Annotated in this window: 13 protein-coding genes; 10 read left to right on the forward strand and 3 right to left on the reverse strand. The window is 68.8% G+C overall.

Annotated elements, in window-relative coordinates; all coding sequences use genetic code 11:
• Window positions 1-7: 7 nt before the first annotated feature.
• Complete coding sequence (locus VEW47_07250) at window positions 8-1402, reverse strand: tetratricopeptide repeat protein (GenBank protein HYS04974.1); 1395 nt, start codon at window positions 1400-1402, stop codon at window positions 8-10.
• Window positions 1399-5244, reverse strand: coding sequence for a tetratricopeptide repeat protein (locus VEW47_07255; GenBank protein ID HYS04975.1), 3846 nt, complete (start codon window positions 5242-5244; stop codon window positions 1399-1401). Before VEW47_07255 ends, VEW47_07250 begins: the two co-directional genes overlap by 4 nt.
• A gap of 217 nt (window positions 5245-5461) precedes the next feature.
• On the opposite strand from VEW47_07255, the gene VEW47_07260 reads away from it, so the two are divergent.
• The 5 genes from VEW47_07260 (at window position 5462) to VEW47_07280 (ending at window position 11342) form a co-directional block, all read left to right on the forward strand.
• A complete protein-coding gene (locus VEW47_07260) occupies window positions 5462-5920 on the forward strand; it encodes a CBS domain-containing protein (GenBank protein HYS04976.1) in 459 nt (152 codons plus the stop codon).
• Between the two features lie 295 nt (window positions 5921-6215).
• Window positions 6216-7940, forward strand: coding sequence for a S8 family serine peptidase (locus VEW47_07265; GenBank protein HYS04977.1), 1725 nt, complete (start codon window positions 6216-6218; stop codon window positions 7938-7940).
• Window positions 7941-7955: 15 nt separating this feature from the next.
• Window positions 7956-8636 carry a hypothetical protein gene (locus VEW47_07270; protein ID HYS04978.1) on the forward strand — a complete coding sequence of 227 codons (681 nt, stop codon included), beginning with the start codon at window positions 7956-7958 and terminating at the stop codon, window positions 8634-8636.
• Window positions 8637-8809: 173 nt separating this feature from the next.
• Window positions 8810-9328, forward strand: coding sequence for a GAF domain-containing protein (locus tag VEW47_07275; protein ID HYS04979.1), 519 nt, complete (start codon window positions 8810-8812; stop codon window positions 9326-9328).
• Window positions 9321-11342: a PAS domain S-box protein gene (locus tag VEW47_07280; GenBank protein HYS04980.1), complete on the forward strand. Its 2022-nt coding sequence runs from the start codon at window positions 9321-9323 to the stop codon at window positions 11340-11342. Before VEW47_07275 ends, VEW47_07280 begins: the two co-directional genes overlap by 8 nt.
• 15 nt (window positions 11343-11357) lie before the next feature.
• On the opposite strand, the gene VEW47_07285 is transcribed toward VEW47_07280, so the two are convergent.
• Window positions 11358-11630 carry a hypothetical protein gene (locus VEW47_07285; protein HYS04981.1) on the reverse strand — a complete coding sequence of 91 codons (273 nt, stop codon included), beginning with the start codon at window positions 11628-11630 and terminating at the stop codon, window positions 11358-11360.
• A 96-nt stretch (window positions 11631-11726) separates the two neighbouring features.
• On the opposite strand from VEW47_07285, the gene VEW47_07290 reads away from it, so the two are divergent.
• The 5 genes from VEW47_07290 to VEW47_07310 all read left to right on the forward strand — a co-directional run bounded on the left by VEW47_07290 (window position 11727) and on the right by VEW47_07310 (window position 17161).
• Entirely contained in the window at window positions 11727-13415 is a 1689-nt protein-coding gene (locus VEW47_07290) for a M20/M25/M40 family metallo-hydrolase (GenBank protein HYS04982.1), read from the forward strand.
• A complete protein-coding gene (locus VEW47_07295; GenBank protein HYS04983.1) occupies window positions 13412-14113 on the forward strand; it encodes an HAD family hydrolase in 702 nt (233 codons plus the stop codon). The genes VEW47_07290 and VEW47_07295 overlap by 4 nt, the downstream gene beginning before the upstream one ends.
• Window positions 14110-15027, forward strand: a complete 918-nt coding sequence (locus tag VEW47_07300; protein HYS04984.1) for a DUF2090 domain-containing protein — start codon at window positions 14110-14112, stop codon at window positions 15025-15027. Before VEW47_07295 ends, VEW47_07300 begins: the two co-directional genes overlap by 4 nt.
• A 32-nt stretch (window positions 15028-15059) precedes the next feature.
• Window positions 15060-15923, forward strand: coding sequence for a cupin-like domain-containing protein (locus VEW47_07305; GenBank protein ID HYS04985.1), 864 nt, complete (start codon window positions 15060-15062; stop codon window positions 15921-15923).
• A gap of 83 nt (window positions 15924-16006) precedes the next feature.
• Window positions 16007-17161, forward strand: coding sequence for an aminotransferase class V-fold PLP-dependent enzyme (locus VEW47_07310; protein ID HYS04986.1), 1155 nt, complete (start codon window positions 16007-16009; stop codon window positions 17159-17161).
• Window positions 17162-17183 lie beyond the last annotated feature (22 nt).

Here is a 17183-nt window from a genome sequence, read left to right on the forward strand (position 1 = left end):
GGTTTTCCTAGTTGCTGCCGGGATCTTGCTGGAACATGCGCAGGCTCCGGCGCGCGTTCTCGTTCATCGGATCGAGCTCCAGCGCCCGCCGCCAGGCCTCGACCGCCTTGTCGGCCTGCTTCATCTTGTAGAACGAGTTGCCGAGGTTCGCGTAGGCGACGGAGGAGTCGCCGCTGTTCTGGATCGCCTGGCCGAACATCTGCACGGCGCGGTCGAACTTGCCGGTCGTGTGGTACATGAAGCCGAGGTTGTTGTACACCTCCGCCATCGCGGGGTCGATCCGCAGCGCCTCCTGGAAGGCCTCGGTCGCCTCCTTGTCCTGGCCCATCCTGGACAGCACCAGGCCCAGGTTGTTGTGCGCCTCGGCGTACCCGGGAAGGAGCTCGATGGCGCGGCGGAAGGCCGCGAGCGCCGCGTCGAGGGCGCCGCGGTAATACAGAGCCACGCCCCGGTTGTTGCACTCCTCCGCCGTCTCCCGCTGCTTGCGCGCCAGGTCGGTCTGGTCGCGCTCGAGCTGCGTCTCGACCGCCTTGATGACCGCCCGGTTCCCTTCGTGCAGACCGCGCAGCGCGGAGTGCGTCTTCTCCGACTGGCCCTTCACCAGGAGGAGCTGCTGCGAGATCTGCAGCCCCTCGTCGGCCGCCTTGTCCAGCTTCTTGTCGTGCGAGGCGAGGGTGGTCTCCAGCTTGCGCGAGTTGGCGCTCAGGAGCGACATCTCCTCGAGAAGCCTCTCGGCGACTTTCTGCTGAAGGTCGGTGAGCGCCGTCAGCTGATCCAGGCTCTGCGAGGCCGCGGCCGCCGTGGCGCCCACGCCCCGGCCCTGCTCCTCGAGACGCGTCTGGACGCGCGCCAGGCCTTCCTCGAAGGCGTGGCGCATCTCGGCCAGATAGTCCTGCAGCCCCTGCGCGGTGCGCGCCTCGCTCTCCTGCAGGGTGGTCGCAATGCGACTCTCGAGCTCCTGCTGGGCCGCGCCGAGGCGCCCTTCGATCTCCTGCAAGGAGGCCGCGAGCTTCGCTTCGGTCTCGCGGGGGGCGGCGTGCAGCCCTTCGGCCAGACCCTCCAGGCGCCGCGCCAGCGAGTCGCCGACCTCGGCCACGCTGCTGGAGGTCGCCTGACCGGCCTGCTGGACGAGCTGCTGCATCTCCATCGAAGAGTGCAGCAGACCCTTGCCCACCTCCGTGAAGCGCTTCTCCATGTCGGCGAGGGCCGCGGGGGGGACGCCCGGAGAGGCGGACGGCGGCCCCTGTTCGGCCATCTTCAGCATGGCGCGGCTGGCCATCATGAGATTGCAGTCCCGCACCTCGATGTTGAAGAAGCGACAGTTTTCGTAGATGCACTCGCGATCGACCGGGTTGCCGTTGTCGTCGGTCGGCTTGAGCGCCGACAGCATCGGACAGATCATGAGCCGGCTCCCTCGCTGAAGGTCAGGCTGGTCTCGCCCAGGATTCGTCTCCTGCCGCCCATCAGGTCGGCGGCGACCAGGTCGCGGTACACGCGGTGCAGCGAGGCATCGAGCCCGGGCTCGGGGCGCTCCCTGGCGAGCGTCTCCAGGGTGCGGGCCGCGAGGGCGTGATCACCGGCGCGGTCGGCGGCGAAGGCGAGTGCCCTCGTGGCGCCGAGGCGCACGAGATGCTCGGCGGCGCGGGCGTACTCGCCGCCCCGCAGCGCGATGTCGGCGCGCAGGCGGTGGGCCTCCTGCGCGTCCATCTCGGCCTGATGGCGGTCGAGGATCGCCGACGCGTCGCGCACCTCCCCCAGGTCCACGAGGAGGCGCAGCATCGCCTGCAAGTCGGCGCCGCGGCGGGAGCCCTGCTCCATCTGATTCCTGAGCCGCGCCGCGGCGGCCCGCATGAGGGCGACCTGCGCTTCGTGCACGCGCAGGAGGAACTGATTCTTGTCCGGAGCGAGGCGCTGGGCCTCGGCCAGGTATTGACGGGACGCGTCGTCGTCCCCGCGCGCCGCCGACAGCCGCCACAGCCGTACCAGGAGCGCCAGGCGCTCGTTCTGGCTGCCGACCTTCTCCAGCTGGTCGGCGAGGACCTTGACCGCATCACTGTCGCGTGCGGCCGCGGCGTAATGGTCGGCAAGGAGCAGGGCGCAGGCGTGGGCCTCGGGTGCGCGCTCGCGCAGCGCCTCGGCCTCCTCGATGATCTGGGGGCCGAGCCCCGGGTTCAGCCGACCCGCCTGATGCAGGTCCTTGAGAGCCTGGTCGACCAGCATCCGCCGGGACAGGAAGCGCGCCCGCCACAGGTAGGCCTCGCCCATCTTCGGGTCGGATTTCAGGATCGCCTCGATCCCGGCGAGGGCCCTGTCGGCCAGCCCGGGATCGCGGCGGGCCGCCTCGCCGTAGGCCTGGAGCGCCCGGTCGTGTCGTCCGGCGCGCAGGCAGGCGTCGGCGAGCAGCACGGTGATCGGCGCGCTCCCCTTGTTCTGCTTCTGGATCTCCTCCAGACGCGGCAGGAGACGCTCCGCCTCGCCGGGCATCTTCTCGAGGGCCTGCTCGATCGACTTGGCGGCGGCCTGGAACTTGCCCCGCGCCGCGTGGATGGCGCAGGCGGCCAGGTACGGGTCGAGGCAGGGCGGGGTGGTCTCGATCATCTCGTGCAGGCGCTTCAGGATCATCGGGGCCAGCGTCGCGTCGAGGCGGAACGCCTGGAGGTAGCTCGCGGCGCTGCGCGGCTGGAGTTTCAGGAACTGCAGCGCGCGCCCCATCTCGAAGGTGGCGAACGCCTGCTGCGGATCGGCCTTCAATATGCGGTCGAGGTGGCCGGCGAGGACGCTCGCCAGGTCGGGGCGCGCGTCGAGGATGGCCGAGATCACCTGCACCGAGCGTTTGTGGTCCCCCGACTCGGCCAGGATGAGGAGCATGGCCAGACCCGGCTGCGGGTCGGCGGGGAAGGCGTCCTTGAGGCGCTGCAGCTCGGACAGCACCGCGTCGGTGAGCTTCGGATCGGCGGCGCGCGCCGCGCCCAGCGCCTCGACCGCCTCGGGCGCGCGCCCCTCGGACGCCAGGACCTTGCCGAGGGCGAGTGAGGCCAGCGCGTGGGAGCCTTCCGCCACCGTGAGCCCTCTGAGTCGATCGATCACGCCCGTCCCGAGGGATCGGTTCCTGCCGTACCCGGCGAAATAGCGCTTCACCGCGGCGTCGGAGTCCCCCTTCTGGCGCAGGGCGTCGCCCATGGCGAGATAGACGCGCGCCGTGGTCTCATCGTCCCGGAGCTTCAGCGTCTCGGCGCCGGCCGACAGGACCCGGTCGTAGCGCCGGGTCAGGAGAAGCGCCTCGATGAAGCCGAGACGCGCGTCGACGTCGCCGGCGGTCGACCCCAGGATCTCCTCGTATTTCGCGATGACGCGGTCCAGGAGCGGGGCGATCGCCTCGCCCCCTTGCGACAATTCCGCGAGGGCCCCCTTGTAGTCGCGGCGATCGAGGGAGAGGGTCGCCAGGAGAACGCACGCCTCCGCCGCCTCGGGACTGTTGCGATCGAAACGCATGAGCGCGCTCTTGATCTCCTCGGTGCGCTCCGGCACCGACTGCAGGAGGTCGCGGAAGATCGCACCCGCGGGCGCGACCTGCCCCGCGAAGAACAGCGCCTCGCCAAGGGCGAAGCGGACTGCGTGGGGAAGGGCGCCCGTGGACTCGAGACCGCGCAGCACCTCGGCGACCCCCGCCGCCTGATCCGTGGCGGTCTCCGCGAGCACCGAGAGATCTCTCAAGTATTCGGCCGCGAGCGCGGGATGGGCCGCGGCCACGTTCCGCAGGTGTCCGAGGGACTCCGGGAAGTGCTTCAGCTCGAGGCAGGCCTCCGCGGCGCCGATGCGGGCGCGCGGTGACTGCGGGTCCTCCTTGAGGATGGAGGCGAAGCGCGCCAGCGCCTCTCCCGACGAGGCCGGTGCCATGAGCACCAGGTGGCGCAGGACGACGATCGCGCGGTCGCGCTCGCCGCTCTTGATGAGAACATCGGCCAGGAGAAGGTGTGCCTCGGCGGAGGACGGGTCGGCGTCGAGGATCTTGATCAGCCGCGGCGACAGGAGGCTCTCCTCCTGCGGCGCCAGCTTGCGAGCCTTGCGCAGGCACTCCACGGCCTCGGTGGTCCGACCGTCCGCCATGTCGACATCGGCCAGGAGATGGAACACCCGTGCGCTCGCCGGCTCGGCCGAGGCGATGACCTCGAGCGGCACTCGGATCGCCGGCAGACCCTTCTCCTCGGCGATCGCCAGGAGGATCTCGACCGCGGCCTGGGGCTGTCCGCGGCGCGCCAGCGCCGAGGCGAGCAGAAGCCGCGCCTTCCCTCCCTTGTCCTTGTCGTCGGCGGCCAGGCTCTCGAGCGCGGGGACCACCTGATTGAGCAGGGCCGAAGCGTCGACGAGAGGGCGCATCGCCTCGATGGCCGCGTCGTTGTCGCCGGCCGCCAGGTGCGCCGTGACCAGGACCCAGCGCAGCCCGGTCTTCTCCCCCTTCTCATGGAGATATTCCTGCACCCTCTCGGCCACCGGCTTCCCGCCGCGCGCGTCGGTCTCGAGGACGACCGAGAACTGCTGCACCGCGTCATCCTCGCGTCCGGCGCGCAGGTGCAGGTCGCCGACGGCGCAGCGCAGCGCGGCGTTCTGGTAATCCCTGGCCAGGAGCGCCTCGAGGCGCTTCAGGACCCGGGGCAGCTCCTCCGGGTTGTTCTTGGCCACCAGCCGGTAGATGGTCGCCGCGGGATCGTACTCGCGCAGCGCCTCGTGGCAGAGCGCCAGGTAGTAGGCCGATTGCAGGGAGGTCTTCGCCATCTTGGCGTCGGGGGCGCCCTTGCGCAGCCCCTCCCATTTGCCTTTGTGGCGCGGCAGGAAGGCGCGGATCTCTTCGGGCCGCATGCGCTCGAGCGCATCGAGCGCGCTCTTGAGATCGTCCTGGCGGATGAAGTGCTCGGCGACGGCGTCGAACAGCGGCGAAACGGTGGCGTGCTTCGCCCGCAGCTCCTCGATCATCTCCGTGGCGCGCTGGTAGGCGCGCGGGTGACGGCGCAGGACGGAGCGCAGGGCCTCGGCCGCATCGCCGCCGCGGTTGGCCAGCACCAGGTAGCGGCACAGGTCGAACAGGACGTCGACGTTCTCCGGGGAGTCGTGGCGGGCCTCCTGGAGGATCTCGATCGCCTTGTCGATCTGCCCCTTGGAGAAGCACTTGAGCGCCCGCGACACGGCGCGGTGCTCGGCGCTCTGGGTGAGGTCCTTGACTAGGTCCTTGAGTCCGTTGAAATCCATCCCGGCCTGCGCCACACAAAAGCACCCGGGCCCACGTGCCCTGTGCCTCTCTGCAATATAGGTTTAGGAGGGGCCAGCGCCACCCCGGACGGGGGGCCGGCCGGCGGGCTCGACGCGAACACGCCCGCCGACCTTGACGCGAGGCCGGCGATCGTCAATGATCCGCGCCCGGCGGGCGTTTCTGACGCCGCGGCGGTGGCCGATCCACGAGGAGAGCATGCGCGCAACCGACTTCATGACACGAGACGTGGCGACCGTGACCCCCGAAACTCTGATCGAGGATCTGTGCGACCTGTTCCGCGAGCGCCGCATCACCGGGGCGCCCGTCGTGGATCAAGGAGGACGACTCGTCGGCATCGTCTCGAAGGACGACGTCCTTTTCCGAGGACGGGGTGTCGTGACGGAGGCGCGTCAAACCCCTGACATCCGCTCCCTGTTCAGCTCCGGGTTCGTCGGCTTCGACCAGGGGAGGAACGGGCCGGCGACCGTCGGCCAAATCATGACGCGCGACGTGCTGAGCGCTCCGGAGGAATCCACGGTCGACGATCTCTGCCGTCTCATGTGGGAGCATCGAATTCACCGGGTCCCGATCGTCCGCGGATCCCTCCTCGTGGGAATCGTGAGCGCCCTCGACGTATGCAGAGCGGTGATGAGCGGAGCTCTCGCCGCGCCCTGATCAGAGTGCTGAATCTGGACAGGCGTGTTCAGATCTCTTCCCAACCTCTAACCCTCTGAGCCTCCAACCCTAACGGCAGCGAGTGCGCGGGTCGTCCCGATCCGCGTCGCCGCCCTGGACATTCGCGCCTTTTTGAACACGCCTATGCGTGTTCCAGGCGCGCACTCCAAAAGCCTTGTCCATCAAGCGGTTCACGCGATGAGTTACCGAATCGTGCCTGGCAGGGAGGTTGCTCTCTGGTGAAGCGCCGATGGCTCTAGGCCTACGGCGGGGCACACGGTCTCGAGGGGTCAACATGCATCCGACGCGTGGAACGGTGAACGGGCTGAGACAAGTGCTGGCGGGTTGCGCCATCCTGGCCCTGCTCTTCCTCGCGGCTCCGGCCGCGCAGAGCGGACAGGGCGGCGCCAAGCTGTCGCGCGACGTGGAGGAGAAGATCCACGCGGCGCGCGCCGACGATCTGCTCTCCGTGATCGTGCAGACGGTGGGCGAGCCGAGCGCCGCGCACTTCTCCCGCCTGCACGGCCGGGGTGGCGCGGTGAAGGCGCGTCACGAGGCCCTGCGCGGCTACTCGGCCAGAGTCCCGGCGTCGCAGCTGGAGGCGCTCGCCGACGACCCCGAGGTCGCCCACATCTCTTTCGACTCGCCGGTCAAGGCGCATCTCGACGTCGCGTACAAGGTGGTCAAGGCGGACCAGGCGTTCGTCAACTCCGGCGGTCTCGACGGCCGGGGTGTCGGCGTGGCGGTGATCGACACCGGCGTCGCGCTGCACCGTGACCTGATGCGGGCCAAGGCGTCCCAGGTCATGGAGGTCGAGGTGGTGGGGCACGAGGCGGGCCTGGCCGACTACTACGGTCACGGAACGCACGTCGCCGGCATCATCGCCGGCAACGGCTCCGCCTCGAGCGACAAGCTGTCGTTCCGCACCTTCAAGGGGTTTGCGCCGGGGGCCCAGATCATCTCCCTCCGGGCGCTGTACCCGGACGGTACGGGGTACACCTCCGACATCCTGACGGCGATCGACTGGGCCATCCGGTTCCAGGCGCAGTTCAACATCCGCGTCCTGAACCTGTCGCTCGGGCACCCGGTGTACGAGTCGTACCGGACCGATCCGCTCTGCCTGGCGATCCGCAAGGCGTACGACAGCGGCATCCTGGTGATCGTCGCGGCCGGCAACGACGGCGGAGTCGGCAGCGGCTTCGGGACGATCACGACCCCCGGCAACGAGCCGACCGCGATCACCGTGGGCGCCATGGACGACGGCAACACGGTCACGACGACCGACGACGTCCTGGCCTGGTATTCGTCGAAGGGGCCGACGCTCGTCGACTATGTGGTCAAGCCGGATGTCGTCGCTCCGGGGACGGCCATCGTGTCGCTGCGGGACAACGGCTCCTACCTGGACACCAGCTATCACCAGCTGACGCTGAAGATCGGCGACTACAAGACCGACCCCTCGAACTCCCAGCGGGACGGCGACTACTACGAGCTGTCGGGGACCTCGATGGCCGCGCCGATGGTGTCGGCGACCGCCGCCCTGCTGTTCCAGAAGGACCCGTCCCTGAACCCCGCGACCGTGAAGGCGCGGATCATGAAGTCGTCCGTCAAGGACGACCGCCTGGTGTTCGAGACCGGCGCCGGATACCTGGACGTCGACGCCGCCCTGCAGGCCAACGGCTCGACGAAGGACGCGCCGTCGCCCAAGGCGATGCTGGCCTCGGACGGCTACATCTATGTCGAGGACACGGGGCTCATCTGGGGCGGCGACTTCACGATGGGGGGCATCTGGGGCAACCGCGGAAAGGCCAATTGCGTCGGCATCGACATGACGGACGTGCCCCCGGCCATCACCTCGTCGTTCGGAAGCGTCTGGGGCGGCAAAGCGGCGCCCAAGTCGATCGTCGACAACACCCTGATCACCAGCAGCGGTCTCATCTGGGGCGGCGAAAGGTGCCTGCTCGACTCGACGCTGGGCATGGTCGACAACATGGGCGGTGTCTGGGGCGGCAACAAGCGGTAGTCGGCGGAGCGGAACATGAGCCTGTTTCTCGCAACGGTCCTGAGTCTCGGCGGGTTCGCGGCCCTGGAAGGGCTGACGCACGGCCCGCTCAACCTGAGCGCCGACTACCTGCTGCTCCTCGTGTTCGCGTGCGTGGCCGCGCCCCACACGCTCAACCTGGGGCACAACGCCCGCATCTCCACCCTGCAGCCGTTCCTCCTCGGCGCCATCGTCCTGTTCGGGGTCAGGGAATCGATGCTCCTGGCGGCGGTCAGCATGACCTACTTCTGGATCGTCGGCCGCCCGCGCCTGCAGCTGCACAAGGGGCTGTTCAACCTCTGCAATTTCGTGCTGGCGGCCTGGCTGGGGGGGCACGCGTACCGGCTCGCCGGGGGCCGGACGGGTGACGTGACCTCGCCGGAATCGCTGGTCGCGCTGCTGCTGTGCGTCCTGACCTTCTTCGTCGTGAACACCGCTCTGGTGTCGGTCGCGGTGGGGCTGGAGCAGAAGGTCGATCCGTTCAGGGTCTGGTACGAGAAGTACTCGTGGACCATCAACAGCCAGCTGGCCGGAGGCTCGCTGGTGATCCTGATCGGCATGCTGCGGCAGCACTACGGACTCGTCGTCTTCTTCCTGCTGGTGCCCTTCTGCATCATGAGCTATCACTTCTACAAGGCTTATTTCCCGAGGGCCGTCCAGAGGGCCCACAAGACCTAGTCGAGCTGGTGCATCTCATGCACCCGACGGCCGCGCCGAACCCTCCCCGGCGCGGCCGTTTTCATTGAAAAGGCCCGGGTTAGCCCTTGCGCGTCCCGGTCCGAAGCCTATCATCTTATATGCGGCCGAAAGGGCGGCGACCGCGGGCAAGGGTGTGCGGCCGGGGGACGACTTTGGCGGGGAAGAAGCAGACCAGGGACACCGGCGGCGGGGAGATGTGCCGGACGCTCGATCGCATCACGGACTCCGGCGCGCCGCTGGAGCAGGTGCTGCGGCGGGCGGTCGAAGAGCTGCACGCCTCCAATCCCCGTTTCCACTGGACCGGCATCTACGAGCTGTTTCCCGACAATGTGCTCCGCCTGGGGCCCTTCATCGGTGCTCCCACCGATCATGTGTTCATCGCGGTCGGCCAGGGCGTCTGCGGCCTGGCGGTGGCGGAGGAGCGCAACATCAACGTCCCGGACGTCAGCAAGGCCCCCAACTACCTGGCGTGCTCGGCGGCGACGCGCTCCGAGCTCGTGGTGCTCGTCCGCAAGGGCAGGATGATCTACGCCCAGATCGACATCGACAGCCACGAGCTCGACGCGTTCGACCCCGACAGTGTCAGTCAGGTGGAGAGGGTGGCCGAGTGTCTCGCCCGCGCCTACGCCCGGCACTCACAGCGGGCGGGCCGTCGAGGAGCGCGTGGCTGACCGCAGCGAGACCTCCCCGCAGCAGAAGCTCGAGGACTACGAGCGCCGCTTCCGCCTCATGGACGAGCAGATGCGCGTCCTCGAGCAGGAGCGTCAGAAGCTGTCCGCCGTGGTCAACCACACCGACGCCGGCTTCCTGGTGTTCGACGCGGCTCTCGGAGTGAGCTGGGCGAACAACATCTTCGCCAACCGATTCTGCCCCGGCACGAGCGCCGCGGCGCTCCTGGGCGCCAAGTGCCATCAAGTCTTGTGCGGCCGCGCGCTGCCGTGCGATACGTGTCCGGCGGCCCGGCCGTTCCGATCGGGGATCGTGGCGCACCAGGAGATGCGGCTGTCGATCCACGATCAGAGCCGCCACATCTACGCCACCGCCATGCCGATCAAGTCTCTCGCCGGCAGGGTCGAGCAGACGATCCTCATGGTCCAGGACCTGACGGATCTGAACGTCCTGCGCCAGTCGAAGCAGGCGCTGGAGACGAGCGAGGCGCGCTTTCGAGCGATCTTCGAGCAGGCGCGGCTGGGCATGGCCACCGCCACTCCCGAGGGGCAGTATCTTCAAGTCAACCCGGCCCTCTGCCGTTTCCTGGGGTACGAGCGCGACGAGCTCATGAAGATGACGGTGTTCGACGTGACCCACACCGAGGATCGGGCCAGGACCCGGCTGGCCATGGACGAGAGCCTGGCCGGCAGCCGGCCGCTGGAGATGGAGAAGCGCTACTTGCGCAAGGACGGCACGACCGCGTGGGGTTACCTCACCGCCGCCTGGCTCCGGGACTCGGCGGGCCGCCCGGAGTTCGCCGTCGTTCTGGTGCAGGACATAGACGAGCGCCGGCGCGTGCAGGAGTCGCTGCGTCTGAGCGAAGAGCAGCTCCAGCAGGCCCAGAAGATGGAGGCGATCGGCCGCCTGGCGGGCGGCGTGGCGCACGACTTCAACAATCTCCTGACGGTGATCAACGGCCGTTGCCGGCTCCTCCTGGGCGCCCTGGAAAAAACTCCCCTGCGCGAGGAGATCGAGGTGATCTCGCAGGCGGGCGAGCAGGCGGTGTCGCTCACGCGCCAGCTCCTCGCCTTCAGCCGGCGGCAGGCCGCCGAGCCCCGGGTCGTCGATCTGAACACGGTGGTCTCCGACATGGACTCGATGCTCAAGCGCCTGATCGGCGAGGACCTCGACCTGGAGATCCGGCTGAAGACGGAGCCCGGCAACGTGCGGGCGGACCCCGGGCAGCTCGAGCAGGTGATCATGAACCTGGCGGTCAACGCGCGCGACGCCATGCCGAGCGGAGGGCGGCTGGCGATCGAGACGGCCAACGCCGAGCTCGATCGCCCGATCGAGTCACCCGTCGGGCACCTCGACCCGGGCCGGTACGTCACGCTGTCGATCAGGGACAGCGGCACCGGCATGGACGAGGGGGTGCGGTCGCACCTGTTCGAGCCTTTCTTCACGACCAAGGAGAAGGGGAAGGGGACCGGCCTGGGTCTGCCGACGGTCCTGTCGATCGTCAAGCAGGCGTCGGGGCACATCGCCGTCGAGAGCGAGCCGGGGAAGGGGAGCTGCTTCACGATCTATCTGCCGTGGGTCGAGGACGCGGTGCAGGTGGAGCCGCAGGAGGGCCCGGCGCGCGTCCACGCGCGCGGAACGGAAACCATCCTGGTGGTCGAGGACGAGACCACCGTGCGCGAGCTGGCCCGCGAGCTCCTGGAGCTGAACGGCTACACGGTGCTGGAGGCGACGCACGGGCAGGAGGCCCTGCGCATCTGCCGCACGCACGATGGGCCGATCCATCTCATGCTGACCGACGTCGTCATGCCCCACATGAACGGGCACGAGCTGGCGGAGACACTGGCCCCGTTGCGTCCCGGAATGAAGATCCTCTACATGTCCGGCTACGGCGAGGATTCGGGCGTGGTGCGCCCGATACTCCTGTCGAAGGCGTCCTTCCTGCGCAAGCCGTTCACGCCCGACGCCCTGGCCGAGATGGTGCGGGCCCTGCTCGGCGCTCCGTCCCCGAACTGACCCGGGAACGACCCCTCAGCACGAGCTCCCCAGACAGTACCCGTGATAGATCGTGCAGTGCAGCTGATACGGTGCGACCTTGGCGCACACGATGTTGTGCCGCGAGCCGCCGGCGCAGTCCTTCATCTCGCAGGACGTGGCCGCCTGCGTCTGCCCGGCCAGCGCGTCGGACAGCGCGGACAGGTACGGGCTGCGCTGCGGAGCCTGCGTCCCGAGCGCGAGTTGCAGGACACCGAACACGGTTACCAGGATCAGGAGTCGGACGACCCATCGGGAAGGTCTGCGCATGGCGTGATCTCCTTGTGCGATGCCCGGCAGACTAGCGCCCGTCCACGCCGCCTGTCAACTTGACCGTCCGGGAGAGGGCGGGTTAGTCTCCGCCCCATGAAGTCCGGCCCCTGCGCGCTCGTCCTGATGATGCTGTTCCCCGTGGTGACGCGCGCGCAGGAGAAGGTGGACCTCGCGGCGATCCACAGGATCAAGCGCGAGGCGTTCCAGGAGTCCAAGGTCATGGACCACCTGTTCTACCTCACCGACGTGAACGGACCCCGCCTGACCGGCTCGCCCGGGTTCACGGCGGCCACCGAGTGGTCGATCCGCTCGCTGAAGAGCTGGGGGATCGCCGGCGCCCGCACCGAGGCGTGGGGGACGTTCGGCCGCGGCTGGGCGGTGACCCGCTTCGCGGCCCATCTGCGGCAGCCGGTCTACGCGCCGCTCGACGGTGTGTCGAAGGCCTGGTCGGGAGGGACCAGCGGACCGGTCGCCGCCCCGGTCGTCGCGGCGCCGCTGTTCACGGCGGACGAGCACAAGCGCGGCGACGACTACGACATCCCGACGCTCAAGGCCCGCATCGACCGCTACATCACCGAAGAAACCGGGAAGCTGCGGGGCGCCATCGTGCTCATCGACGCTCTCCCGGAGCCGGAGGAGCCGACGGAGCCGGTCGGCGAGAGATACGACACGACGAATCTCGCGGCGATCGCCCGGGCTCCCGACCTGTTCCCGCGTCCCTCCTTCGAGTACCCGCTTCCGGGCCTGCCCGCGGACGAGAAGGAGCGCGAACGCCTCCTGAAGACCCTCCCCGACGAGGTCGGCGAGGACTACTACATCCGCTGGATCAGGACGCGCGACTCCCTGAACGCCTTCCTGGGCAAGGAAGGGGTCGTCGCGGTCCTGTCGTCCGACGCCCGGGGAAGCGGCGGCATCGTCTTCGCGACGACCGCCGGATCGTGGGAGAGCGGCGCCCCCACGCCGCCGCCGGTCATAGCACTTCCGCCCGAGGAGTACGGCCGCCTGGCGCGCCTCGCGGCGAAAAAGATCCCCGCCCGCGTCGACCTCGACGTCGAGGTGAAGTTCTACGACGACCATCCGCAGGGAGTGAACGTCCTCGCCGAGATTCCGGGCGGCCGCAAGAAGGACGAGGTGGTGATGCTGGGAGCCCACCTCGACTCGTGGCACGGCGGGACCGGGGCCACGGACAACGCGGCCGGCTGCGCCGTGGCCCTCGAGGCGATGCGTATCTTGAAGACGCTCGATCTGAAGATGGACCGGACCGTCAGGCTGGCGCTGTGGGGCGGCGAAGAGCAGGGACTGTTCGGCTCGCGGGGCTACGTCCGCGAGCACTTCGGCGACCCGGTGAGCCTGGCGCTCCGCCCGGAGCACGGGCGCCTGTCCGGCTATTTCAACGTCGACAACGGCACCGGCAGGATCCGCGGCGTCTACCTGCAGGAGAACGACATGGCGCGGCCGATCTTCGAGGCCTGGCTCGAGCCGTTCCGGGATCTCGGGGCCACGACCGTCGCCATCGCCAACACCACCGACACCGATCACGTGTCGTTCGACGCCGTCGGTCTGCCGGGGTTCCAGTTCATCCAGGACCCGCTCGACTACGAGACGCGCACGCACCACTCGAACCTGGACGTCTACGACCACGTGCAGCCGTCCGATCTCATGCAGGCCTCCGCCATCCTGGCGTCGTTCGCCTACAACGCCGCCACCCGCCCCGACCTGCTGCCGCGCAAGCCTCTGCCGCCGCCCCTGCCGCGGGGGAAGGCGGCGCCGGGATCGAGGTGAGCCCCGCCGCCGGCAGGACCGGCCCAAGTCGTGTCGTGTTCCTGCTCGACGTCGACAACACCCTGCTCGACAACGACCGGGTGGCCAGCGATCTCAAGCGGCACCTGACGCGCGCGTTCGGCGCCGAGCGTCAGGAGCGCTACTGGGCGATCTTCGAGACGCTGCGAGCCGAGCTCGGCTACGCCGACTACCTGGGGGCGCTGCAGCGCTACCGCGTGGAGAACCCGCACGACCCGCACGTGCTCGCGCTGTCCTCGTTCCTCCTGGAGTACCCCTTCGCCGACCGGCTTTTTCCGGGCTCGCTCGATGTCATCGAGCGCCTCTCCGCGTGGGGCCCGACCGTGATCCTGACCGACGGCGACGTGGTGTTCCAGCCGCGCAAGATCGAGCGCTCCAGCCTGCTCGAGGCGGTCGAGGGGCGCGTGCTGATCTACATCCACAAGGAGCGTGAGCTCGAGGACATCGAGCGGCAGTACCCGGCCGGGCACTACGTCCTCGTGGACGACAAGATCCGCATCCTGACCGCCTTCAAGAAGGTCTGGAAGGAGCGACTGACGACGGTCTTTCCGCGCCAGGGGCACTACGCGCTCGCCCCGGACGTCGCCGACTATCCGCCTCCCGACATCGCGATCGAGCGCATCGGCGACCTGGCGGGATACGACCTGCCGGCCCTCCTCGGGAGCGGGGGAGGGGCATGACCCTCGGGTACGATCGCCCGCTGTACGTCCTGCCGTTCGACCACCGCGGCTCGTTCGAGTCCGGCCTCTTCGGCTGGGAGGGGGCGCTCGGGCCGGAGCAGACGGCGCGCATCGCCGAGGCCAAGCGGGTGATCTACGACGGGTTCAAGGCCGCCGTCGCCTCCGGCGTCCCGAAGGAGCGCGCCGGTGTTCTCGTCGACGAGCAGTTCGGCGCCGCGATCCTCCGCGACGCCGCGCGCCAGGGATATCTCACCGCCGTCCCGGTCGAGAAGAGCGGGCAGAAGGAGTTCGACTTCGAGTACGGCGAGGAGTTTGTCCGCCACATCGAGGAGTTCGACCCGGTCTTCAGCAAGGTTCTGGTTCGCTACAATCCGGAAGGCGACCCGGCCCTGAATCGACGCCAGGCGGCCCGCCTCAGGCGTCTCTCCGACTATCTTCGCGGAGCGGGACGCCGTTTCATGTTCGAGCTCCTGGTGCCGGCCGAGAAGGCGGAGCTCGAGGATCTCTCGGGCGACCAGGCCGCCTACGACCGCACCCGCCGCCCGAAGCACATGGTGGACGCCATCGTCGGGCTTCAGGATGCAGGGGTCGAGCCGGACGTCTGGAAGATCGAGGGGCTCGACCGGCGCGAGGACTGCGTGGCCGTGGTCGCGGCGGCGCGTCGTGGAGGACGGGACGGCGTCGGCTGCATCGTCCTCGGCCGCGGCGCGGACGCGGCTCAGGTCGAGACCTGGCTGACGACGGCCGCGGGCGTTCCGGGGTTCATCGGCTTCGCGGTCGGACGGACGACGTTCTGGGATCCGCTCGTCGCGTGGCGGGACCGGCCCGCGGCCCGGGACGGCGCCGTCGCGGAGATCGCCCGGCGGTACGCCCGATGGTGCGAGGTGTTCGAAAGAGCGCAGGCCGTGAAATAGCCTCGCGGGAGTCTATAATCCCCTGCGCCGACATGCCCGATCCGATCGCTGTTCCGCGCGTCGATCGTCTCTCCCCCCGCGTCTTTCACAAAGAGTTCGTTTCGCGCCGCCGGCCCGTCGTCATCACGGGGGTCGCAGACCGGTGGCCGGCGATCTCGTTGTGGGACGCGGCGTACCTCAAGCGCACGCTTCCGGAAGCGGAGGTCCCGGTCGAAGTCTGGGAGCGCGGCGGGCCGCACAACGATCCGGCAGACTACCTCCTGAGGGTCCGGCGCGAAACGATGCCTCTCGGCCGTTTCCTCGACATGGCTCTCGGGGCCGGGAACGGATCGTGCAGCCGCTACCTCGCGCAGTATCCGATCCTCAAACAGGCCCCGCGTCTTCTGGAGGACATCCGGCCGCCCGAGGAGTACATGAAGGCCCCGGTCCTCCTCCCGAAGAGGCTGGCCGCGGGTCTGAGGCTCGACCCGGCGCTGTGGATCGGTCCGGCGGGGGCGGTCACGACCCTCCACTTCGATTCGACGCACAACCTGTTCGTGCAGATTTCCGGGGTCAAGAAGGTCATTCTGATTCCTCGCGACCAATCAAAGTTCCTGTATTATCCGTGCCGCGAGTTCGGCTTGAACCTGCACTTCAGTCCGGTCGACGTCGAGCATCCCGACCCGAACAGGCACCCGCGCTTCGCGCACGCCACGCCCCGGGAGATCATCGTGCGGCCGGGAGAGATGCTGTTCATTCCCGCAACCTGGTGGCACCATCTGCACGCGCTCGAACCTTCGATCTCCCTCAACTTCTGGTGGAACACTCCGGTCACGCTCCTGGGCCCGCCTCTGCACCTTCTGTACGAATGGCGCGAGAGGATCTGTCGGTTAAGGATTCGAAGAAATCGGCGGTGACCCGGTCGGGGAGACACACACCGACCTCGGGCCGTGCGGTGTATCATCCGGGCTTCCCTGCATCACCGAACGCGGGAACGATCATGGCACCCGAAGAGGCGACGCCCTGGAAACGTCATTTCTCCGATTTCGGCGGCAAGGTCTATCTCGACTGCGCCGCCCAGGGACCGTTCCCGGCCGAAACCGTGGAGGCGGTCCGACGCGCCCTGCGCCTGAAGGAGCATCCCGAGGAAATCCCCGGATCCCTCTATGAATCCCTGCCGGGGCGGGCGCGCGAGGCGGTGGCGCGCCTCCTCGACTGCGAGCCGGAATGCATCGCGCTCGCCTCGGGGGCCTCGCACGGGCTGAACCTGGCGGCGCGCTCCCTTCCTCTGGAGAGGGGAGACGAGGTCCTGCTGGCCCAGGGAGAGTTCCCTGCCAACGTGTACCCCTGGCTCAACCGGGCGAGCGACGGCATCGAGGTGCGCCGGGTCGGCCCGGCCGCGAGCCGTTTCGTCGGCGAGCAGAACCTCATCGCGGCGATAGGGTCCAGGACCAGGATCATCGCCATCAGCCACGTCGCCTTTTCCACGGGATATCGCGCGGATCTGAAGGCGCTCGGGGAGGCCTGCCGGGAGCGCGGAATCTTTCTCGTGGTGGACGGCGCGCAGTCGGTCGGCGCAGTCGACTTCAAGGTGTCGGAGCTGCCGGTCGACATCCTGGCCACGAGCGGCGACAAGTGGCTGCTCGGCCCGTTCGGAACCGGCTTCACGTACATCAACCCTGCGATCCTGGGGAAGCTCCGCGTCAGGGACGTGAACTGGATGAACGTGGAGGGTTCGAGCAATCTCGCCGAGCCCGCCGGCGGTCCGCTGCGATTCCGCGACGGCGCGCGCCGGTTCGATATTCCGGAGGCGGCGTCCTTCCTGAACCTGCATGGATTGATCGCCTCGCTCTCCTTCCTCGCCCGGGTCGGCATCGAGGGCGTGGAAACGCATACCCGACGCCTGCACGACCGCCTGGTCCACGGACTCGACGCGACCGGCCTGCGCGTCGTCTCGGACCTGTCACCCGGTCGCCGCTCCGGCATCCTGGCCCTGGAAGGGTCGTCGCACGAAGAGACCCGCGCCATCTTCCGCCGCCTGCGCGAGCGCGGCATCGTGGTCAGCGTCCGCGACAATCTCATCCGCGTCTCACCGCACATCTACAACACCCGAGCGGACATCGAATCGTTCCTGGAGGCTGCGGCCGGCGTCTGAGGACGACGGTCGCCCGCGCCCG

Source organism: Candidatus Dormiibacterota bacterium (assembly GCA_035635555.1).
Lineage (GTDB): Bacteria > Acidobacteriota > Polarisedimenticolia > Gp22-AA2 > Gp22-AA2 > Gp22-AA3.

Bases quoted from the DNA above. Each gene is read 5' to 3' on its own strand.
- VEW47_07250 (HYS04974.1), bottom strand. From the start codon at position 1,402: ATGATCTGTCCGATGCTGTCGGCGCTCAAGCCGACCGACGACAACGGC.
- VEW47_07255 (HYS04975.1), bottom strand. From the start codon at position 5,244: ATGGATTTCAACGGACTCAAGGACCTAGTCAAGGACCTCACCCAGAGC.
- VEW47_07260 (HYS04976.1), top strand. From the start codon at position 5,462: ATGCGCGCAACCGACTTCATGACACGAGACGTGGCGACCGTGACCCCC.
- VEW47_07265 (HYS04977.1), top strand. From the start codon at position 6,216: ATGCATCCGACGCGTGGAACGGTGAACGGGCTGAGACAAGTGCTGGCG.
- VEW47_07270 (HYS04978.1), top strand. From the start codon at position 7,956: ATGAGCCTGTTTCTCGCAACGGTCCTGAGTCTCGGCGGGTTCGCGGCC.
- VEW47_07285 (HYS04981.1), bottom strand. From the start codon at position 11,630: ATGCGCAGACCTTCCCGATGGGTCGTCCGACTCCTGATCCTGGTAACC.
- VEW47_07290 (HYS04982.1), top strand. From the start codon at position 11,727: ATGAAGTCCGGCCCCTGCGCGCTCGTCCTGATGATGCTGTTCCCCGTG.
- VEW47_07300 (HYS04984.1), top strand. From the start codon at position 14,110: ATGACCCTCGGGTACGATCGCCCGCTGTACGTCCTGCCGTTCGACCAC.
- VEW47_07305 (HYS04985.1), top strand. From the start codon at position 15,060: ATGCCCGATCCGATCGCTGTTCCGCGCGTCGATCGTCTCTCCCCCCGC.
- VEW47_07310 (HYS04986.1), top strand. From the start codon at position 16,007: ATGGCACCCGAAGAGGCGACGCCCTGGAAACGTCATTTCTCCGATTTC.